The sequence below is a fragment of the Streptomyces sp. NPDC038135 genome, from assembly GCF_055601245.1.
Genome location: NZ_JBVJXS010000014.1, coordinates 92,532 through 111,753 on the forward strand (window position 1 = coordinate 92,532; position 19,222 = coordinate 111,753).

The 19,222-nt window shown below is 73.6% G+C and carries 13 protein-coding genes and 1 pseudogene; 10 read left to right on the top strand and 4 right to left on the bottom strand.

Annotated elements, in window-relative coordinates:
• The first annotated feature begins 150 nt into the window (after window positions 1–150).
• Window positions 151–1,038: a hypothetical protein gene (locus ACZ7JA_RS33620; protein WP_351670350.1), complete on the top strand. Its 888-nt coding sequence runs from the start codon at window positions 151–153 to the stop codon at window positions 1,036–1,038.
• 21 nt (window positions 1,039–1,059) lie between these two features.
• Here ACZ7JA_RS33620 and ACZ7JA_RS33625 read toward each other — a convergent pair whose 3' ends face one another.
• On the bottom strand, window positions 1,060–1,782 hold the full coding sequence (locus ACZ7JA_RS33625; protein WP_403678215.1) for a vWA domain-containing protein: 723 nt from the start codon (window positions 1,780–1,782) through the stop codon (window positions 1,060–1,062).
• A 144-nt stretch (window positions 1,783–1,926) separates the two neighbouring features.
• Between ACZ7JA_RS33625 and ACZ7JA_RS33630 the strand changes: the two genes are divergently transcribed.
• Both ACZ7JA_RS33630 and ACZ7JA_RS33635 read left to right on the top strand, forming a co-directional pair.
• Entirely contained in the window at window positions 1,927–2,820 is an 894-nt protein-coding gene (locus ACZ7JA_RS33630; protein ID WP_470812223.1) for a rhomboid family intramembrane serine protease, read from the top strand.
• Between the two features lie 42 nt (window positions 2,821–2,862).
• Entirely contained in the window at window positions 2,863–3,777 is a 915-nt protein-coding gene (locus tag ACZ7JA_RS33635; protein WP_393431632.1) for a chitosanase, read from the top strand.
• A 108-nt stretch (window positions 3,778–3,885) separates the two neighbouring features.
• Here ACZ7JA_RS33635 and ACZ7JA_RS33640 read toward each other — a convergent pair whose 3' ends face one another.
• The 3 genes from ACZ7JA_RS33640 to ACZ7JA_RS33650 form a co-directional block, all read right to left on the bottom strand.
• On the bottom strand, window positions 3,886–5,349 hold the full coding sequence (locus ACZ7JA_RS33640) for a glutamate synthase subunit beta (protein WP_351670362.1): 1,464 nt from the start codon (window positions 5,347–5,349) through the stop codon (window positions 3,886–3,888).
• Window positions 5,342–9,940 (bottom strand): glutamate synthase large subunit, encoded by a 4,599-nt coding sequence (gltB, locus tag ACZ7JA_RS33645; protein ID WP_470812298.1) that lies wholly within the window; start codon window positions 9,938–9,940, stop codon window positions 5,342–5,344. Before gltB ends, ACZ7JA_RS33640 begins: the two co-directional genes overlap by 8 nt.
• A gap of 402 nt (window positions 9,941–10,342) precedes the next feature.
• A complete protein-coding gene (locus ACZ7JA_RS33650) occupies window positions 10,343–11,074 on the bottom strand; it encodes a VIT1/CCC1 transporter family protein (protein WP_351670365.1) in 732 nt (243 codons plus the stop codon).
• A gap of 307 nt (window positions 11,075–11,381) precedes the next feature.
• Here ACZ7JA_RS33650 and ACZ7JA_RS33655 point away from each other — a divergent pair.
• From ACZ7JA_RS33655 to ACZ7JA_RS33685, 7 genes and pseudogenes are all read left to right on the top strand, one after another.
• Window positions 11,382–12,410, top strand: a pseudogene (locus tag ACZ7JA_RS33655) (ADP-ribosylglycohydrolase family protein); the annotation flags it as partial.
• A complete protein-coding gene (locus ACZ7JA_RS33660; RefSeq protein WP_470812226.1) occupies window positions 12,386–13,756 on the top strand; it encodes an ADP-ribosylglycohydrolase family protein in 1,371 nt (456 codons plus the stop codon). The pseudogene ACZ7JA_RS33655 and the gene ACZ7JA_RS33660, both read left to right, overlap by 25 nt.
• 7 nt (window positions 13,757–13,763) lie before the next feature.
• On the top strand, window positions 13,764–14,957 hold the full coding sequence (locus ACZ7JA_RS33665; protein ID WP_351670367.1) for an ADP-ribosylglycohydrolase family protein: 1,194 nt from the start codon (window positions 13,764–13,766) through the stop codon (window positions 14,955–14,957).
• Complete coding sequence (locus ACZ7JA_RS33670) at window positions 14,945–16,306, top strand: ADP-ribosylglycohydrolase family protein (protein WP_351670370.1); 1,362 nt, start codon at window positions 14,945–14,947, stop codon at window positions 16,304–16,306. The genes ACZ7JA_RS33665 and ACZ7JA_RS33670 overlap by 13 nt, the downstream gene beginning before the upstream one ends.
• Entirely contained in the window at window positions 16,303–17,196 is an 894-nt protein-coding gene (rbsK, locus tag ACZ7JA_RS33675; protein ID WP_351670373.1) for a ribokinase, read from the top strand. Before ACZ7JA_RS33670 ends, rbsK begins: the two co-directional genes overlap by 4 nt.
• Window positions 17,193–18,404, top strand: a complete 1,212-nt coding sequence (locus tag ACZ7JA_RS33680; RefSeq protein WP_351670376.1) for a CaiB/BaiF CoA transferase family protein — start codon at window positions 17,193–17,195, stop codon at window positions 18,402–18,404. Before rbsK ends, ACZ7JA_RS33680 begins: the two co-directional genes overlap by 4 nt.
• Entirely contained in the window at window positions 18,401–19,213 is an 813-nt protein-coding gene (locus tag ACZ7JA_RS33685) for an HpcH/HpaI aldolase/citrate lyase family protein (RefSeq protein ID WP_351670379.1), read from the top strand. Before ACZ7JA_RS33680 ends, ACZ7JA_RS33685 begins: the two co-directional genes overlap by 4 nt.
• Window positions 19,214–19,222: the final 9 nt, after the last annotated feature.

Sequence of the window (19,222 nt, forward strand, 5' to 3'; positions counted from 1 at the left end):
GGCGGTCAACCCTAAGGGCCGCGCGGTCCGGCGATCGTGCGTGACCAGCATGCGATCAGTCCGTGCCGGGACGGCGTGTCGCGGGCGGGGCGGTGCGGTGGGCGCCCGCATACAGTGGGAGGGAGTTCCGGGCGTCTTTGGGGGTCGCAGGTGGCGGACGGCGGACCGGTCGAGCACGGTTACCCGCATCTGGAGACGGTGCGGGCCGCCGTGACCGCGCTGTACAGGCGGCTGTCGTACGAGACCGTGCGGACGTTCTCGGCGAGCGTGCCGCCGGCCGACGTGGCCTTCTGCGACACCGACGATCTGCATCTGGGCGCGCAGCGGGTGGCGCGGGAGATCGTGCGGCACTTCAGGCTGCCGGACGCGCGGCTGGTGGTGGGCTTCCGGGAGATGACGCACGCCGCGAACGTCGAACTGGCGGCGGGCCCGGAGTACTTCGTGGAGCTGAACGACCGGTTCCGTACGCATCGCGGGGACATCGGAGCGGCGCTCGCCCACGAGGTGACCCATGTGTATCTGCACCGTCTGGATCTCGCGTTCCCGACCACGGCGGAGAACGAGATCCTGACGGACACGGTGGCGGCCTATCTGGGCGCGGGCTGGCTGCTGCTGGACGCGTTCCGCGAGGACGGGGTGTCCTCGCAGAAGCTGGGCTATCTCACGCCGGAGGAATTCGGGTACGTCCTCGCGAAGCGGGCGCTGCTGTTCGACGAGGATCCCCGGGTGTGGTTCACCAGTGCGCAGGCGTACTCGGCGTACGTCAGGGGCCGGGAGCTGGCGCTGCGGGACGGGCAGCAGCCGCCGCTGACCGGGGCGGGCTGGGCGGGCCGGCGCCGCTACGCCCATGACCGGCGTCATCCGTCCGGGGGCCGGCCGGCCGCGGGGTACGTCTTCAGTGCCGGTCCCGGTCCGGGCGGTGACCTCCGGGTGTCCTTTCCGTGCCCCACGTGTCTGCAGCGGATCCGGTTGCCGGTCAAGGGCCGGGTGCGGGCCCGGTGCGGGCTGTGCCGGACGGTGCTGGAGTGCGACACGTAGAAGGCGGCGCGGTGCCGGGAGCTAGCCGGTCACGATGCCCGCGGCGCGTGCGGCCGCCAGCCACCGCGGGAACTCGCCGACGAGGCGGTCGTACAGTTCGGCGTCGGGGACCTCGCGCGGGTCCTTCCCGGCGTGGAAGAAGCCGGCGTTGTCCACGGCCCGCTTCGCGGGCACGGGCAGTTCGTCGAGCCGGCGCAGGAAGTCGAACTGCCGGCTGTCCGGGTCGCCGAAGCCGACGAACTGCCAGAAGAGCGGGAGCCGGGCGGCCTTGCAGAGGTGGCGTTCGGCGGCGGGCCTGCTGGTGGGGCCGCCGTCGGTCTGGAAGACGACCAGGGCGGGGTCGGTGGCGCCGCTGTCGAGGTAGTGGTCGATGACGGCGTCCATGGCCACGTGGTAGCTGGTCCTGCCCATGTGCCCGAGTCCGGCCGCGATCCGTGCGATGCGGCCCTCGTGGCCGTCGAGGGCGATGTCGGTGACGGCGTCGACGTCGGTGGAGAAGAAGACCACCGGCACCCGGCCGTCGTCGTCGAGGTGCGCGGACAGGCCGAGCACCCGGTCGGCGAGCGCCTGCACGCTGCCGTCCTGGTAGTAGGGCCGCATCGAGCCCGAGTGGTCGATCACCAGGTAGACGGCGGCGGTGAGACCGTCCAGTCCGTGTTTGCGCAGCGAGATGCCGGCCGTGCGGTACTGCTCGACGAGCGCGGGCGCGGTCTCCTCCACCTTGCGCAGGCTGATCACGGCCATGGTGTCCCCCCTCGGCTCCGGCAGGCCGCCGAGCCTACGTGATCACCGCCCCCTGGTGTCACTCACGTCACAGCCGTTCGCTATTTTGTTCGCCGCCGTCCCCACCGGCTCACCCTGTCCCCGTGAACCCCCGAGGAGCCGGCCGTGACCGCCGAGTCCGCCGTGACCACGTGCTTCCGTCACCCCAAGGTCGAGTCGCACGTCCGCTGCACCCGCTGCGACCGTTTCATCTGCCCCTCCTGTATGCGGGAGGCCGCCGTCGGTCACCAGTGCGTGGAGTGCGTGAAGGAGGGGACGCGCTCGGTACGGCAGGCGCGGACGGCGTTCGGCGGCCGGATCAGCGCGGTGCCGGTGGTGACGTACGTCCTGATCGGCCTGAACGTGCTCGCCTATCTCGCCGAGCTGGCCCGGCCCTCGGTCGAGTACCGGTTCGACATGCTGGGCTCGGTGCCGCCGGGCTATCTGCCCGAGGGCGTCGCGCACGGCGAGTGGTACCGGCTGCTGACCGGCGCGTTCCTGCATCTGACGCCCGCCGAGGGCGCGTTCGGCATCACGCACATCCTGTTCAACATGCTGGCGCTGTGGAACGTCGGCCGGGTGGTGGAGGCGCAGCTCGGCCGGGTCCGCTACCTCGCCCTGTACCTGCTGTCGGCGCTGGGCGGCTCGGTGCTGGTGCTGCTGCTCGCCCCGGAGACCCGCACGGTCGGCGCGTCCGGCGCCGTCTTCGGGCTGGGCGCCGCGTACTACATCATGGGCCGCCGGCTCGGCTACGACCGGCGGGCGGTCAACCAGTACATGACGGGCCTGCTGGTGTGGCTGGTGGTCTCCGCCTGGATGACCTCCTGGCAGGGGCACCTCGGCGGCCTGCTGGCCGGCGGCACGGTGACGCTGGCGTACGCCTACGCGCCCCGGGACGGCCGGCGCACGCTCGTCCAGGCGGGCGTGTGCGTGGCGCTGCTGGTGCTGCTGGTGGCGCTGACCGCGGTCAGGGTGTCGTCGCTGGCGGTGGAACCGGCGCTCACGGGAGGGGCGGTCTGATCCGGGCCGTACGGTGACTGCCATGGAGAGACGGGACCTGTCATGAGACGAGCCGGAATCCTGCTGCTCGCGGCCGTTCCGGTCGCCCTCGCGGCGGTGGTCTACGCCCTCGGCGCCGGCTCCTCCGGCTCCTCGGACGCGGACGCGGTCGACAAGCGGGTCTCCGCCGTGCAGCGGGAGCCGGAGGACGCCAAGTCCCGGGCGGAGTCGGAGCGGGCCCGGGACGAGGAGGTCATCGCGGACGCGCCGCCGGGGCTCGCGGCGCCGGCGGCGAAGGAGCTGGCGCAGAAGATCGTGGCGAGCGCGGAGAACTCCACGCTCGACTGGCGCAGCGCGTACGGCTACATCGAGGACATCGGCGACGGGCGGGGTTACACCGCCGGCATCATCGGGTTCTGCACCGGCACCCACGACCTGCTCACCCTGGTCGAGCGGTACACGAAGGCCCACCCCGGCAACGGCCTCGCGCCGTATCTGCCGGCCTTGCGAAAGGTCGACGGCACCGGCTCCCACCGGGGCCTGGACCCCGGTTTCACCGCGGCCTGGAAGGCGGAGGCGAGGCTCCCGGCGTTCCGCGAGGCGCAGGACGCGGAGCGCGACCGCGTCTACTTCGACCCGGCCGTCCGCCTCGCCAAGCTCGACGGGCTGGGCACGCTGGGCCAGTTCGTCTACTACGACGCGATGGTCTTCCACGGCCCCGGCACCGGTCGCGACGGCTTCTACGGCCTGCGCGAACGCGCGCTGGAGAAGGCCGGCTCCCCGTCCCTGGGCGGCAGCGAGAAGAAGTACCTCGGCGTCTTCCTGGACATCCGCCGCGCGGCGATGAAGGACCGGGAGGCCACCATCGACACCACGCGCGTCGACACGGCCCAGCGGCGGTTCCTCGACGAGGGGAACCTGGGGCTGCGCACCCCGCTGACCTGGCAGGTGTACGGGGAGACGTACACGGTGCCGTAGCCGGCGCGGGCGGACGTGCGACGGCGCCCGCCCCATGTCCGGTCGGGGACGGGGCGGGCGCCGTCAGGTGTTCCGTACGCCTTTGTACGGGACGTTTCTCGGGGCCCGTCAGACCGCCAGCGCGCGGTCGGTCGGGCGGATCGGGGCCGGCAGTTCGCTGGCGCCGGTCAGGAAGCGGTCCACGCCGCGGGCGGCCGAGCGGCCCTCCGCGATCGCCCAGACGATCAGGGACTGCCCGCGGCCCGCGTCACCGGCGACGAAGACGCCCGGCACGTTGGTCTGGAAGTCGGCGTCGCGGGCGATGTTGCCGCGCTCGTCCAGCTCCAGGCCGAACTGCTCGACCAGGCCGTTCTCCCGGTCCGTGCCGGTGAAGCCCATCGCGAGGGTGACCAGCTGGGCCGGGATCTTGCGCTCGGTGCCCGGCTTGGAGGTCAGCTTGCCGTCGACGAACTCGACCTCGGCCAGGTGCAGCCACTGGACGTTGCCCTCCTCGTCGCCCTCGAAGTGGGTGGTGGAGGCGGCGTAGATCCGCTCGCCGCCCTCCTCGTGCGCCGAGGTGACCTTGTAGAGGATCGGGAAGGTCGGCCAGGGCTGGTTGATCGCGTGCCGCTCGTCGTTCGGGCGGGGCATGATCTCGAGCTGGGTGACCGAGGCGGCGCCCTGGCGGTGGGCGGTGCCCACGCAGTCGGCGCCGGTGTCGCCGCCGCCGATGACGACGACGTGCTTGCCCTCGGCCGAGATCGGCGTGGTGACGTAGTCGCCCTCCTGGACCTTGTTGGCCAGGGGCAGGTACTCCATCGCCTGGTGGACGCCCTTGAGCTCGCGGCCGGGAACCGGCAGGTCGCGGGCGGTGGTGGCGCCGGCGGCGATGACGATCGCGTCGTACCGCTTCTTGAGGTCGCGGGCGCCGAGGTCGCGGCCGATCTCCACGCCGGTGCGGAAGCGGGTGCCCTCCGCGCGCATCTGCTCGATGCGGCGGTTGATGTGCCGCTTCTCCATCTTGAACTCGGGGATGCCGTACCGCAGGAGTCCGCCGACGCGGTCGGCGCGCTCGTAGACGGCGACCGTGTGGCCGGCCCGGGTGAGCTGCTGGGCGGCGGCGAGGCCCGCCGGGCCCGAGCCGATGACCGCGACGGTCTTGCCGGACAGGCGCTCGGGGATCCGCGGGGCGACGTCCCCGGTCTCCCACGCCTTGTCGATGATGGAGACCTCGACGTTCTTGATGGTGACCGGCGGCTGGTTGATGCCGAGCACGCACGCCGACTCGCAGGGGGCGGGGCAGAGGCGACCGGTGAACTCCGGGAAGTTGTTGGTCGCGTGCAGGCGGTCGGAGGCGGCCGCCCAGTCCTCGCGGTAGGCGTAGTCGTTCCACTCGGGGATCAGGTTCCCCAGCGGACAGCCGTTGTGGCAGAACGGGATGCCGCAGTCCATGCACCGGCTGGCCTGCTTGCTGATGATCGGCAGCAGGGAGCCGGGGACGTAGACCTCGTTCCAGTCCTTGACGCGCTCACCGACAGGACGGGTCTTGGCGACCTCGCGGCCGTGGTTCAGGAAGCCCTTCGGGTCAGCCATTGGTCGCCGCCTCCATCATCTTCTCGGTGGTCTCGGTCTCGGAGAGACCGGCTCGCTCGGCGGCGTCCTTGGCGGCGAGCACTGCCTTGTACGTGCTGGGGATGATCTTGCTGAACCGCTGCACGGCCGTGTCCCAGTCGGCGAGCAGCTTCCCGGCGACGGTGGAGCCGGTCTCCTCGGCGTGGCGGCGCACCACGTCGTGCAGCCACTGCCTGTCCGTGTCGTCCAGCGCCTCGACCGCCGCGGCGTTGCCGGCGTTGACGTTGTCGCTGTCGAGGTCGATGACGTAGGCGATGCCGCCGGACATGCCCGCGGCGAAGTTGCGGCCGGTCGGGCCGAGGACGACCGCGTGACCGCCGGTCATGTACTCGCAGCCGTGGTCGCCCACGCCCTCGGAGACGACCAGCGCGCCGGAGTTGCGGACGCAGAACCGCTCGCCGGTGCGGCCGCGCAGGAACAGCTCGCCGCCGGTGGCGCCGTAGCCGATGGTGTTGCCCGCGATGGTCGAGTACTCGGCGAGGTGGTCGGCCGCGCGGTCCGGGCGGACGATGATCCGGCCGCCGGAGAGGCCCTTGCCGACGTAGTCGTTGGCGTCGCCCTCCAGGCGGAGCGTGACACCGCGCGGCAGGAACGCGCCGAAGGACTGGCCGGCGGAGCCGGTGAAGGTGATGTCGACGGTGTCCTCGGGCAGGCCCGCGCCGCCGAACTTCTTCGTCACCTCGTGGCCGAGCATGGTGCCGACCGTGCGGTTGATGTTGCGGATGGCGACCTGGGCGCGCACCGGCTGCGCCTCGGTGGCGTCCGAGGCGGCGAGCGCGTCGGCGGCGAGCTTGATCAGCTCGTTGTCCAGGGCCTTCTCCAGGCCGTGGTCCTGGCCGACGATCTGGTGGCGGACGGCGCCCTCGGGCAGCTCCGGCACGTGGAACAGCGGCTCCAGGTCCAGGCCCTGCGCCTTCCAGTGGTCGACGGCCCGGGTGACGTCGAGCGCCTCGGCGTGGCCGACGGCCTCCTCGATGGAGCGGAAGCCCAGCTCGGCGAGGATCTCGCGGACCTCCTCGGCGATGAACCGGAAGAAGTTCACGACGTACTCGGCCTTGCCGGCGAAGCGGTCGCGCAGCACCGGGTTCTGGGTGGCGATGCCGACCGGGCAGGTGTCCAGGTGGCAGACGCGCATCATGACGCAGCCGGAGACGACGAGCGGCGCGGTCGCGAAACCGAACTCCTCGGCGCCGAGCAGCGCGGCGATGACCACGTCGCGGCCGGTCTTGAGCTGGCCGTCGGTCTGCACGACGATGCGGTCGCGCAGGCCGTTGAGCAGCAGGGTCTGCTGGGTCTCGGCGAGGCCGAGCTCCCAGGGGCCGCCCGCGTGCTTCAGGGAGGTCAGCGGGGAGGCTCCGGTGCCGCCGTCGTGGCCGGAGATCAGCACCACGTCCGCGTGCGCCTTGGAGACGCCGGCGGCGACGGTGCCGACGCCGACCTCGGAGACCAGCTTCACGTGGATCCGCGCCTGCGGATTCGCGTTCTTCAGGTCGTGGATGAGCTGGGCCAGGTCCTCGATGGAGTAGATGTCGTGGTGCGGCGGCGGGGAGATGAGGCCCACGCCCGGCGTCGAGTGACGCGTCTTGGCGACCCACGGGTAGACCTTGTGGCCGGGCAGCTGGCCGCCCTCGCCGGGCTTGGCGCCCTGGGCCATCTTGATCTGGATGTCGTCGGCGTTGACCAGGTACTCCGAGGTCACGCCGAAGCGGCCGGAGGCGACCTGCTTGATCGCCGAGCGGCGCGCCGGGTCGTACAGACGGTCCGGGTCCTCGCCGCCCTCACCGGTGTTGGACTTGCCGCCCAGCTGGTTCATGGCGATGGCGAGGGTCTCGTGCGCCTCCTTGGAGATGGAGCCGTACGACATGGCGCCGGTGGAGAAGCGCTTGACGATCTCGCTCACGGGCTCGACCTCGTCGACCGGGATCGGGGCCCGGCCGGAGTCGAACCCGAACAGGCCGCGCAGCGTCATCAGGCGCTCGGACTGCTCGTTCACGCGGTCGGTGTACTTCTTGAAGATGTCGTAGCGGCCGCTGCGGGTGGAGTGCTGCAGCCGGAAGACCGTCTCCGGGTCGAACAGGTGCGGCTCGCCCTCGCGGCGCCACTGGTACTCGCCGCCGATCTCCAGCGCGCGGTGCGCGGGAGCGATGCCGGAGGCCGGGTAGGCCTTGGCGTGGCGGGCGGCGACCTCCTTGGCGATGACGTCGATGCCGACGCCGCCGATCTTGGTGGCGGTGCCGTTGAAGTACTTCTCGACGAAGGCGTCGTCGAGGCCGACGGCCTCGAAGACCTGGGCGCCGCGGTAGGAGGCGACGGTGGAGATGCCCATCTTGGACATGACCTTCAGCACGCCCTTGCCGAGGGCGTAGATCAGGTTGCGGATGGCCTGCTCGGCCTCGATGTCCGACAGGAAGGTGCCGGCGCGGACCAGGTCCTCGACCGACTCCATCGCCAGGTACGGGTTGACGGCGGCGGCGCCGTAGCCGATGAGCAGGGCGACGTGGTGGACCTCGCGGACGTCGCCGGCCTCAACCAGCAGGCCCACCTGGGTGCGCTGCTTGGTGCGGATGAGGTGGTGGTGGACGGCCGCGGTGAGCAGCAGCGACGGGATCGGCGCGTGCTCGGCGTCCGAGTGGCGGTCCGAGAGGACGATCAGCCGGGCGCCGTTCTCGATGGCCGCGTCGGCCTCGGCGCAGATCTCCTCGATGCGCGCGGCGAGGGCGTCACCGCCGCCGGAGACCCGGTACAGGCCGGAGAGGGTCGCGGCCTTGAAGCCGGGCATGTCGCCGTCGGCGTTGATGTGGATGAGCTTGGCCAGCTCGTCGTTGTCGATCACCGGGAAGGGCAGCAGGACGCTGCGGCAGGACGCGGCGGTCGGCTCGAGCAGGTTGCCCTCCGGCCCCAGCGACGAGCGCAGCGAGGTGACCAGCTCCTCGCGGATCGCGTCCAGCGGCGGGTTGGTGACCTGCGCGAACAGCTGGGTGAAGTAGTCGAAGAGCAGCCGCGGGCGCTCGGACAGGGCCGCGATCGGGCTGTCGGTGCCCATGGAGCCGATCGGCTCGGCCGCGGTGCGGGCCATCGGCGCGAGGATGACGCGCAGCTCCTCCTCGGTGTAGCCGAAGGTCTGCTGGCGGCGGGTGACCGAGGCGTGGGTGTGGACGATGTGCTCGCGCTCGGGCAGGTCGGCCAGCTCGATCTCGCCGGCCTCCAGCCACTCGGCGTACGGCTTCTCGGCGGCGAGGGACGCCTTGATCTCGTCGTCCTCGATGATGCGGTGCTCGGCGGTGTCGACGAGGAACATGCGGCCGGGCTGGAGCCGGCCCTTGCGGACGACCTTGGCCGGGTCGATGTCGAGGACGCCGACCTCGGAGCCGAGGACGACGAGGCCGTCGTCGGTGACCCAGTAGCGGCCGGGGCGCAGGCCGTTGCGGTCGAGCACGGCGCCGACCTGGGTGCCGTCGGTGAAGGTGACGCAGGCGGGGCCGTCCCAGGGCTCCATCATCGTGGAGTGGAACTGGTAGAAGGCGCGCCGGGCCGGGTCCATGGAGTCGTGGTTCTCCCACGCCTCCGGGATCATCATCAGCACGGAGTGCGGGAGCGAGCGGCCGCCGAGGTGCAGCAGTTCCAGCACCTCGTCGAAGGAGGCGGAGTCGGAGGCGTCCGGCGTACACACCGGGAAGATGCGCTCGATCGCCTTCTCGTCCGAGCCGAACAGGTCGGAGAAGAGCTGGGACTCGCGGGCGCGCATCCAGTTGCGGTTGCCCTTGACGGTGTTGATCTCACCGTTGTGCGCGACGAACCGGTAGGGGTGCGCGAGGGGCCACGACGGGAAGGTGTTGGTGGAGAACCGGGAGTGCACGAGCGCGATCGCGGAGGCGAAGCGGCGGTCGGACAGGTCCGGGAAGAAGGGCTCGAGCTGGCCGGTGGTCAGCATGCCCTTGTAGACGATGGTGCGGGCGGAGAGGGACGGGAAGTAGACACCGGCCTCCCGCTCGGCGCGCTTGCGCAGCACGAAGGCCCGGCGGTCGAGCGCGATGCCCTCGGCGTCGCCGGCGGCGACGAAGAGCTGGCGGAAGACCGGCATGGTGGACCGGGCGGTCGCGCCGAGCAGTTCGGGGGCGACGGGGACCTCGCGCCAGCCGAGGACGGTCAGGCCCTCGTCGGCCGCGATCGTCTCGATCCGTGAGACGACGTCCGCGGTGCCGTCCTCCGGCAGGAAGGCGATGCCCACCGCGTAGGAGCCCGCCGCGGGAAGGTCGAAACCGGCCACTTCGCGGAAGAAGGCGTCGGGGACCTGGGAGAGGATGCCCGCGCCGTCGCCGGAGTCGGGCTCGGAGCCGGTGGCGCCGCGGTGCTCGAGGTTGCGCAGAACAGTCAGCGCCTGCTCGACCAGCGCATGGCTCGCCTCGCCGGTGAGGGTGGCGACGAAGCCGACGCCGCAGGCGTCGTGCTCGTTGCGGGGGTCGTACATACCCTGCGCAGCAGGGCGAGCATCCATGAAGGACCAGTTCTGGCCATTCGCGGAATGCTGGGACGGCTGGCGCGGCGTACGCATCGGCTCTCCCGTCGTCGTCATGTGGCATGTGATGGTGCCGAGGGACGACGTTGGCCCTCTGCGGAGTGCGAAATTTCGTGCAGGTTACATGATGGAGCGGTTCCCGGGAATCGGATACTCCGTTCCAACATGCGGACGCCACGGATTGCGGCGGGGGTGTCGCGGGGTCACGGCGGGTACCGCGCACCGGCGACGGAAAGTGTGTGGGGACCGAACGGGACAAGATCGATCAGATCGGCGTCCATCGGCCCTGGGGGACGGGAGCGAGCGTCTTCACCCGTCCCGTGAGTGCGCCGCAGGCGTCATTGCCCCCAGCGCTTACGGCTCATGCCCGGTGGTTAAGCGTTCGAAACCAGCGAGTAACGGCTACTTATGCGGTCCGACGCATAAGTTCCAGTCGGGTCATCCTACGGCCGTTCCGAACAGGCTGCCCAGGGCGTACGTCACACCGGCGGCCGCGCCGCCCAGGGCGAGCTGCCGCAGGCCGCTGTACCACCAGCTGCGCGCGGTCACCCGGGCCACGACCGCGCCGCAGGCGAACAGTCCGGCGAGCGCGAGGAGCACGGCGGGCCAGAGCGCGGTCGCGCCGAGCAGGTACGGCAGGACCGGGAGCAGGGCGCCCAGCGCGAACGACCCGAACGACGAGACCGCCGCCACCAGCGGCGACGGCAGGTCGCCGGGGTCGATGCCCAGCTCCTCGCGGGCGTGTATCTCCAGCGCCTGCTCGGGGTCCTTCGAGAGCTGCCGGGCGACCTCGCGGGCCAGTTCCGGCTCGACGCCGCGGGCCGCGTAGAGCGCGGCCAGCTCGTCCTCCTCGTCCTGCGGGTGCTTGCGCAGCTCGCGCCGCTCGACGTCGAGCTCGGCCTCGACCAGCTCACGCTGGGAGGCGACGGAGGTGTACTCGCCGGCGGCCATGGAGAAGGCGCCGGCCGCGAGGCCCGCGAGACCGGTGATGACGATCGTCTGGTGGCCGACGGAGCCGCCCGCGACGCCGGTCAGCAGGGCCAGGTTGGAGACCAGGCCGTCCATCGCGCCGAAGACGGCGGGGCGCAGCCAGCCGCCGTTGACGTCGCGGTGCGTGTGGTTGTCGCGGTGCGCCTCGTGCAGCGCGGCCTCGGTCTCGATGATCGCCATCGCGGGGTCCCCCAGGTAGCTTAGCCAAAGCTAACTTTGGATGAGTTCTATTTTTCGACAACACCGAACGTACGCCGGTAATTTCCCGGGCGCCAGCAAGGAAAGGCTGGGCTTACCTGCGCTTTCCCCGAAAATCGCTCATCAGTGATCAAGAGTGCTCAGTTGCCGAGCGGGTGACAGGGAGGCGTCCCAGGCTCGTGCGCGGCGTCACCGTGGCAGACATCCGCAAAGGGCATCCGCACGGGAATCCGCGACGAGGCCGTGGCCCCGCGGACGGCCCGTGGCCCTGCGGAAGGAGAGGCCGCCCATGGCGTCGATCGCCTGCACTCCCCCGTCCCCGGCGCCGGGGGACGCCCCCGGGCCGCGCGAACGGGCCCGCGGCGCGCTGCTCGGCCTGGCCGTCGGCGACGCGCTCGGGGCGCCGGCGGAGAACCTGAAGCCCTCCGAGATCCGCGCCCGCTGGGGCCGGATCACCGGGTACGTGAGCGAGCGGCCGAGCGGCACGGACGACACCGAGTACGCCCTGTTCTCGGGTCTGCTGCTGGCCCGGCACGGCTCGGCGCTCACCCCGGCCCACGTGGAGAGCGCCTGGCACGAGTGGATCGCCGACCGGGCCGAGGGCCCGTTCCGGGGCGCCGGCTTCAGTGAGCGCGGCACGCTGGAGAACCTCCGCCGCGGCCTGGCCGCGCCGATCTCCGCCCAGCACCGGCACGCCTGGAGCGACGGCCTCGCGATGCGCGCGGCGCCGTTCGGCGTCTTCGCCGCCGGGCGCCCCGGCGAGGCGGCCCGGCTGGTGGCGATCGACGGCTCGGTCAGCCATGACGGCGAGGGCATCTACGGCGGCCAGGCGGTCGCGGGGGGCGTGGCGGCCGCGATGGCGGGGGCCACGCCCGCGGTGGTCATCGCCTCGGCGCTCGCCGTCGTCCCCGAGGACTCCTGGACCGCCCGCTCGCTGCGCCGCGCGGTGACCGTCGCCCACCGCGGCGAACGGGCGGTGCGCTCGGCGGTGGTCGTCGGCGGCTATCCGTGGACCGACCTGGCCCCCGAGGCGGTCGCCCTCGCCTTCGGCGCGTACGCGGCGGCCGACGGCGACTTCCGCACGGCGGTGCTCACGGCGGTGAACATGGGGCGCGACGCGGACACGACGGCGGCGGTGGCGGGCGCCCTCGCCGGCGCCACCCAGGGCATCGCCGCGATCCCGGCCGACTGGGCCGCCGCCATCGGCCCGGCCCGCGGCCGTTGCCTGCCCTCGATGGCGGGGCACCACGTGCTGGACGTGGCCGAGCTGCTGGTACCTGAGGAGGGCGGCAAGTGGGGGGCGGGGCTGGTACTGCCGGGCTCCCTTCCGACGGCGATCCGGGAGGTGGTGCGGGTGACGGCGACGCGGGACGCGGGCGACACCGCGCCCGCCCTCCCGCCGGCCCCGGCGGGGGCCGGCCCGGCGGCCGTGCGCGTGGCCGCACCACGCGAGACCGCCGGTACCGGGACGGCGGCGACGGCGCCGCAGGCCGTCACCGCGCGGACGGCCGGGAACCCCGGGCAGCCAGACGGCGAGGGCCGGGCATGACCGGGCGCCGTGTCGAAGGGCTGCTGCTGGGGCTCGCCGCCGGGGACGCCGCCGGCTGGCCCGCCGCGCGGCACCGGGCTGCCCGTATGCCCGAGTGGACCCGGCGCCTCACCCGCGAGCTGGACACGTTCGCCGAGCAGAACGCCACCACCACCCTGCCGGTGCCGATCGCCCTCAACCAGCCGCCGGAACCCCTCCGCCTCGGCCCCTCCGACGACGCCGAGTGGGCGGCGTTCGCCGCGGAGGCCGTCCTGCGGGCCGGTGACGACGACGTGCTCGGGGACCTCAGCCGGGAGCGCCGGATGCGCGCCGCGATCGACCTCACCTGGACCGCGGTCGCCGCCGAGGTCGCCGCGGCGGCGGAACGCGCCCCCGAGATCGAGTCGGCCGTGCTCCCGTTGCGCGCCCGTATCTCCGTCCGGGCCGGTCTCGGCAACCTCGCCACCGGGCTGCGCCCGCCCGCCACCGGCCACGACAACCCGCACTACTTCGACGACGCGGCCTGTGTGCGCGCCTGCGTGCTCGCCGTGGCCCATCCCGGCGACCCGGAACGCGCGGCGGACCTGGCCGAGTTCGACGCCCGCTACACCCAGGACGGCGACGGGGTGCACGGCGCCCGCGCGATGGCGGCGGCCGTGGCCCTCGCCCTCGCCGGAGCGGACACGGACGCCTGCGTCGCGGCCGCGCTCGCCGAGCTCCCCGAGGGGACGGAGATCGGCCGCAACGCCCGGCACGCCCTCGCCCTGGCCCGGGACAGCGACGGCGCCTTCGCCCTCGTCCCGCTCCTGGAGCACCAGATCGTCGACCACGTCTACAGCTACGGCATCGCCGCCGCCGAGACGGTCCCCGTCGCGCTCGCCCTCGCCACCGCCGCCCGCGGCCGTATCGCCGAGGCCGTCCCCACCGCCGCGTGCCTGTCCCGGGTCGCCGACTCCGCCCCGGCCCTCGCCGGCGCGCTCACCGGGGCCCTGGAGGGCGGCGCGGCCGTCCCGGCCGCCTGGCGGGAGGCCTGCCGCACCCTGTCCGGCTGCGCCCTGCCCCGGCTCACCGGCACCGACCTGGTGGAACTCGCCGGGCTCCTGGAAGCCGCGCACCGGGCCCGACCGGGAGGATGATTCGGGCATGACGCCCAAAGGAGAAGAAAGCAGCGGGCCGGGTCCGGCGCGGCTGAGCGGCCTCGACGACCGGATCACCGGCGCCCTGGTCGGGGCGGCCGTCGGCGACGCGCTCGGCGGCCCCGTCGAGGGCTACTCCCCGGAACAGATCACCGACCGCCACGGCGGCCGCGTCCACGGCGTCGTCGGCCCCTGGCACGGCGAGGACTGGCGCACCGCCCGCCCCATCGCCCCGTACCACAAGGGCGACGGCCACGTCACCGACGACACCCTGATGACCCACGCGCTGGTCCGGGTCTACGCCCGGGTCCGCGACCACCTCGACGCGTACGCGGTCGCCGACCACCTCGTCCCGGACCTGATGACGAACCCGCGCTGGATCCCGGAGCTGGAGACCGAGACGCTGCCGCTGCACCGCCTCTTCCTCGCCGAGAAGTGGCTGGTGGCCCGGCTGGCGTACGGCCACGTGGATCCGCGGGAGGCGGGCGTCGGCAACATCGTCAACTGCGGAGCGGCGATGTACATGGCCCCCGTCGGCCTGGTCAACGCGGCCGACCCGGCCGCCGCGTACGCCGAGGCGCTGGACGTCGCGGGTGCGCACCAGTCGTCGTACGGCCGCGAGGCGGCCGGGGTCTTCGCCGCCGCGGTCGCCGCCGCCGTCGCTCCGGACGCCACCCCGGACTCCGTGGTGACCGCCTGTCTCGGCCTGGCGAAGGACGGCACGCGCGCGGCGATCGAGAAGGTCTGCGAAGCGGCGCGCGGGCACCGGGACTTCGAGTCGGCGCTGGCCCCGCTGCGGGCGGCGGTGGCCCCGTACGACACGGTCGGCCCCGACTACCGCTCCCCCTCCCTCGGCGCCCGGCGTCCCTCCCGGCTGCACTCCATCGAGGAACTCCCGGTGGCCCTCGGCATGCTGCTGGTCGCCGGCGGGGACTACCGCCACGCGGTGCTGGGCTCGGTCAACTACGGGCGCGACTGCGACTCGATCGCCACGATGGCCGGCGCGCTCGCCGGAGCGCTGGGCTCGCCGGTCCCCGAGGACTGGGCGAAGACGGTGGCGGAGGCCAGCCGCCTGGACCTGTGGGAACCGGCCCGCACGCTCGCCGGGGTCGCCCGCGAGATCTTCCGGCGGGACGTGGACCGCAGGCGGGCGCACGAGCGGGCGTTCGCGGCGCTGGGAGGCACCTCGTGCTCCGACTGACCTGGGTGCAGCCCGAGGACCTGCTGGGCCACGAACTCGTCCAGGCCCGCCTGGACGGGCGGGAGCCGGCGCGGATCGAGGCGCGGTGGCGGGCGGCCGGGGGCCCGGCGGCCCCGGAGCGGGCGGGGGCCTCGCCGCAGCGCGCCTCGCGTTATCTGCGCCTCCTGGCGGAGGACCTGCTGGACGAGCTGGCCGACCTGCCGAGCAGGCTGGCCGAGGACGAGCCGACGGACCTGGCCGGCATCCGGGCCGCCTGCCCCGACTGGCCCGCCGCGCGGCCCCGCGGGCGGACCACGCCCCTCGCCCTGGAGGCGGCCTGGCTGGGCAGGGCGGCCGGCTGCCTCCTCGGCAAGCCCGTCGAGAAACTCCCCCTCGACGGCATCCGGGCCCTCGCGAGGGCCACCGGCAACTGGCCGCTGACCACCTGGTTCACCGCCCGCGGCGTCCCCGCGGACCTGCTCGCCCAGTACCCGTGGAACCGCCGCTCGGCGCCGACGTCCCTCGCCGAGAACATCGACGGCATGCCCGAGGACGACGACCTCAACTATCCGCTGCTGGGGCTCCTCCTGCTGCGCCGCCACGGCCGGGGCTTCAGCACCGCCGACGTGGCGGCGCTCTGGCTGGACGAACTCCCGCCCGGCCGCGCCTTCACCGCCGAGCGCGTCGCCTTCCGCAACCTGCTCAGCGGCATCGAGCCCCCGCACACCGCGCGGCACCGCAACCCCTTCCGCGAGTGGATCGGCGCCCTGATCCGCGCCGACGTCCACGGCTGGACCAACCCCGGCGACCCCGCGGCCGCCGCCGAACAGGCGCACCGCGACGCGCTGCTCACCCACACCGCCAACGGCGTGTACGCGGCGATGTTCACGGCCGCCACCCTCGCCGCGGCGGCCGGCGGCGACACGGACGTGCACGCCTGCCTGCGCACCGGCCGCACGGTGGTGCCGGAGCGCTCACGGCTGGCGAGGGCCATCGACCACGCGCTCGGGCTGGCCGCGCGGCACGAGGACTTCGACGACGTGGTGGACGAACTGCACGCCGCCTACGCGGCCACCCACCACTGGGTCCACGCCATCCCCAACACCGCCCTGACCGTCGCCGCCCTCAGCCACGCGGACGGCGACTTCGGCGGCTCCGTGTGCCGTGCCGTGTCCGGCGGCTGGGACACGGACTCCAACGGGGCGGCCGCCGGCAGCGTCGCCGGCCTCCTGGCCGGCACCCCGGAGGCGCTCCCCGACCGCTGGCGGGCCCCGCTGAAGAACCGGCTCGCCACCACCGTCGGCGACTTCGACGGCACCGGCTTCGACACCCTCGCCCGGCTCACGCATCTGGAGGCGACCCGCCCATGACCCACATCGCCGTCCTCGGCAGCACGAACATGGACCTCGTCACCTATGTGGACAAGGCCCCGCAGCGCGGCGAGACCGTGACGGGCCGGGAGTTCCGCACCGTCCCCGGCGGCAAGGGCGCCAACCAGGCCATCGCCGCGGCGCGGGCCGGCGCCACCGTCTCGATGATCGGCGCGGTCGGCAACGACGCCTTCGGCGTCCGCCTGCGCGAGACGCTGGAACACTCGGGCGCGGACACCGACTTCCTGCGCACCGTGGAGGGCCCGTCCGGCACCGCGCACATCGTGGTGGACGACGAGGGCGGCAACTCCATCGTCGTCATCCCCGGCGCGAACGGCACCGTCGACCACCTCGCCCCCGGCGACGAGGGCGTCATCGCCTCCGCCGACGCCCTGCTGCTCCAACTGGAGATCCCGCTGGCCGCGGTGGTCGCCGGGGCGGAGGCGGCACGACGGCACGGGGTCCGCACGGTCCTCACCCCCTCCCCCGCCCAGCCGCTGCCTCCCGATCTCCTGGAGGCCACCGACCTGCTGGTCGCCAACGAGTACGAGGCCGTCACCCTCACCGGCCGTACCGACCCCCAGGCGGCCGCGGCCGCGCTGACGGAGCTGATCCCGGAGGTCGTCGTCACGCTGGGCGCGACCGGCTGCCTGTACCTGGCCCGGGGCGCCGAGCCGCTGGTGGTGCCGGCGCCGCAGGTGAGGGCCGTCGACACCACCGGGGCGGGCGACACCTTCGCCGGAACGCTCGCGGTGGCCCTGGCCGAGGAGAAACCGGTGCGCGAGGCACTGTCCTGGGCGGCGGCCGCCGCGTCCCTGTCCGTGCAGCGGGAGGGCGCGTCGGCGTCGATGCCGTACCGCCCGGAGATCGAGGCGCAGTACCACGCATGAGCACGCACCCCGAGAACAAGCGCCCCCGTCCCCTCGACGGCCTGCGGGTCCTGGACCTGGCCACCCTCTTCGCCGGCCCCATGGCGGCCACCCTGCTCGGCGACTTCGGCGCCGAGGTGATCAAGGTGGAGCATCCGGGGCGGCCCGATCCGTCCCGGGGCCACGGCCCGGCGAAGCACGGCGTCGGCCTGTGGTGGAAGGTGCTCGGGCGCAACAAGCGCGCGATCACCCTCGACCTGTCCCGGCCCGGCGGCCGCGCCACCCTGCTGCGGCTGGCGGCCACCGCCGACGTGGTGATCGAGAACTTCCGCCCCGGCACCCTGGAGAAGTGGGACCTGGGCTGGCCTGAGCTGTCCGCCGCCAATCCGCGGCTGGTCCTCGCCCGGGTCACGGCCTTCGGCCAGTTCGGCCCGTACGCGCACCGGCCCGGCTTCGGCACGCTCGCCGAGGCGATGAGCGGCTTCGCCGCGCTCACCGGCGAACCCGACGCACCGCCGACGCTCCCGCCCTTCGGCCTCGCCGACTCGATCGCGGCCCTCGCCACGGCCTACGCGGTGCTGACAGCGCTGGCCGGCCGGGACCGCACCGGTGAGGGCCAGGTCGTGGACATGGCGATCATCGAGCCGATCCTCGCGGTCCTCGGCCCCCAGCCCACCTGGTACGACCAGCTCGGCTACGTCCAGGAGCGCACCGGCAACCGGTCCGCGAACAACGCCCCGCGCAACACCTACCGCACCGCCGACGGCGCCTGGGTCGCCGTCTCCACCTCCGCCCAGTCGGTGGCGGAGCGGGTGATGCGGCTGGTGGGCCGCCCGGAGCTGATCGAGGAGCCGTGGTTCGCCACGGGCGTGCAGCGGGCCGCGCACGCCGACGTGCTGGACGAGGCGGTCGGGAGCTGGATCGCGGTCCGCGACCGCGCCGAGGTGCTCGCGGCCTTCGAGAAGGCGGAGGCGGCGGTGGCTCCGGTCCAGGACGTCCGGGACGTCCTGGCCGACCCCCAGTACCAGGCCCTGGACACCGTCACCACGGTCGACGACCCGGAGCTCGGTCCGCTGCGCATGCAGAACGTCCTCTTCCGGTTGTCCGGCACGCCCGGGGCGATCCGCTGGGCCGGCCGCCCGCACGGCGCCGACACCGACGCGGTCCTCGGCGAGCTGGGCCTCGGCCCGGACGAGCTGCGCGCCCTGCGTGAGGAGGGCGCGCTGTGACAGCGTTCCCGCTGACCTGGCTGTACGCCCCCGGCGACCGTCCGCACGTCGTGACCAAGGCGCTGGCCTGGGGCGCCGACGTGGTGGTGATCGACCTGGAGGACGCGGTCGCCCCCGACCGCAAGGAGTACGCCCGGGCGGCCACGGCCGAGCGGCTGGCCGAGCCGCAGCGGGTCCCGGTCCACGTCCGGGTCAACGCCCTGGACGGCCCCTGGGCGGCCGCGGATCTCGCGGCCCTGGCCGCGCTGCCGGGCGTGACCGGGCTGCGGCTGCCGAAGGTGAGCTGCGCCGGGCAGGTCAGACAGGTCGCCGTGGCCGCCGCCCGCCCGCTGTACGCGCTGCTGGAGTCGGCCCTGGCCATCGAGCACGCCTACGCCATCGCCGCCGCCCACCCGTCCCTGCGGGGCATCTCGCTCGGCGAGTCCGATCTCCGCGCCGACCTGGGCGTACGGGCCGACGCGGGCCTCGACTGGCCGCGTTCCCGGGTGGTGGTCGCCGCCCGGGCCGCCGGGCTGCCCCCGCCGCCGCAGTCCGTCCACCCCGACATCCGCGACCTGGACGGCCTCGCCGCCTCCTGCGCCCGGGGCCGGGCCCTGGGCTTCCTCGGCCGCGCGGCGATCCACCCGCGGCAGCTCCCGGTCATCGAGCGGGCCTACCTCCCCACCCCGGCGGAGCTGGAGCACGCGGAGACGATCATCAAGGCGGCGGCCGCGGACCAGGGCGCCCAGGCCCTGCCCGACGGCCGCTTCGTCGACGCGGCGGTGGTGGCCGCCGCGCGGCGGACGCTGTCGCTGGCGCGCCGGGACTGACCGCCGCCG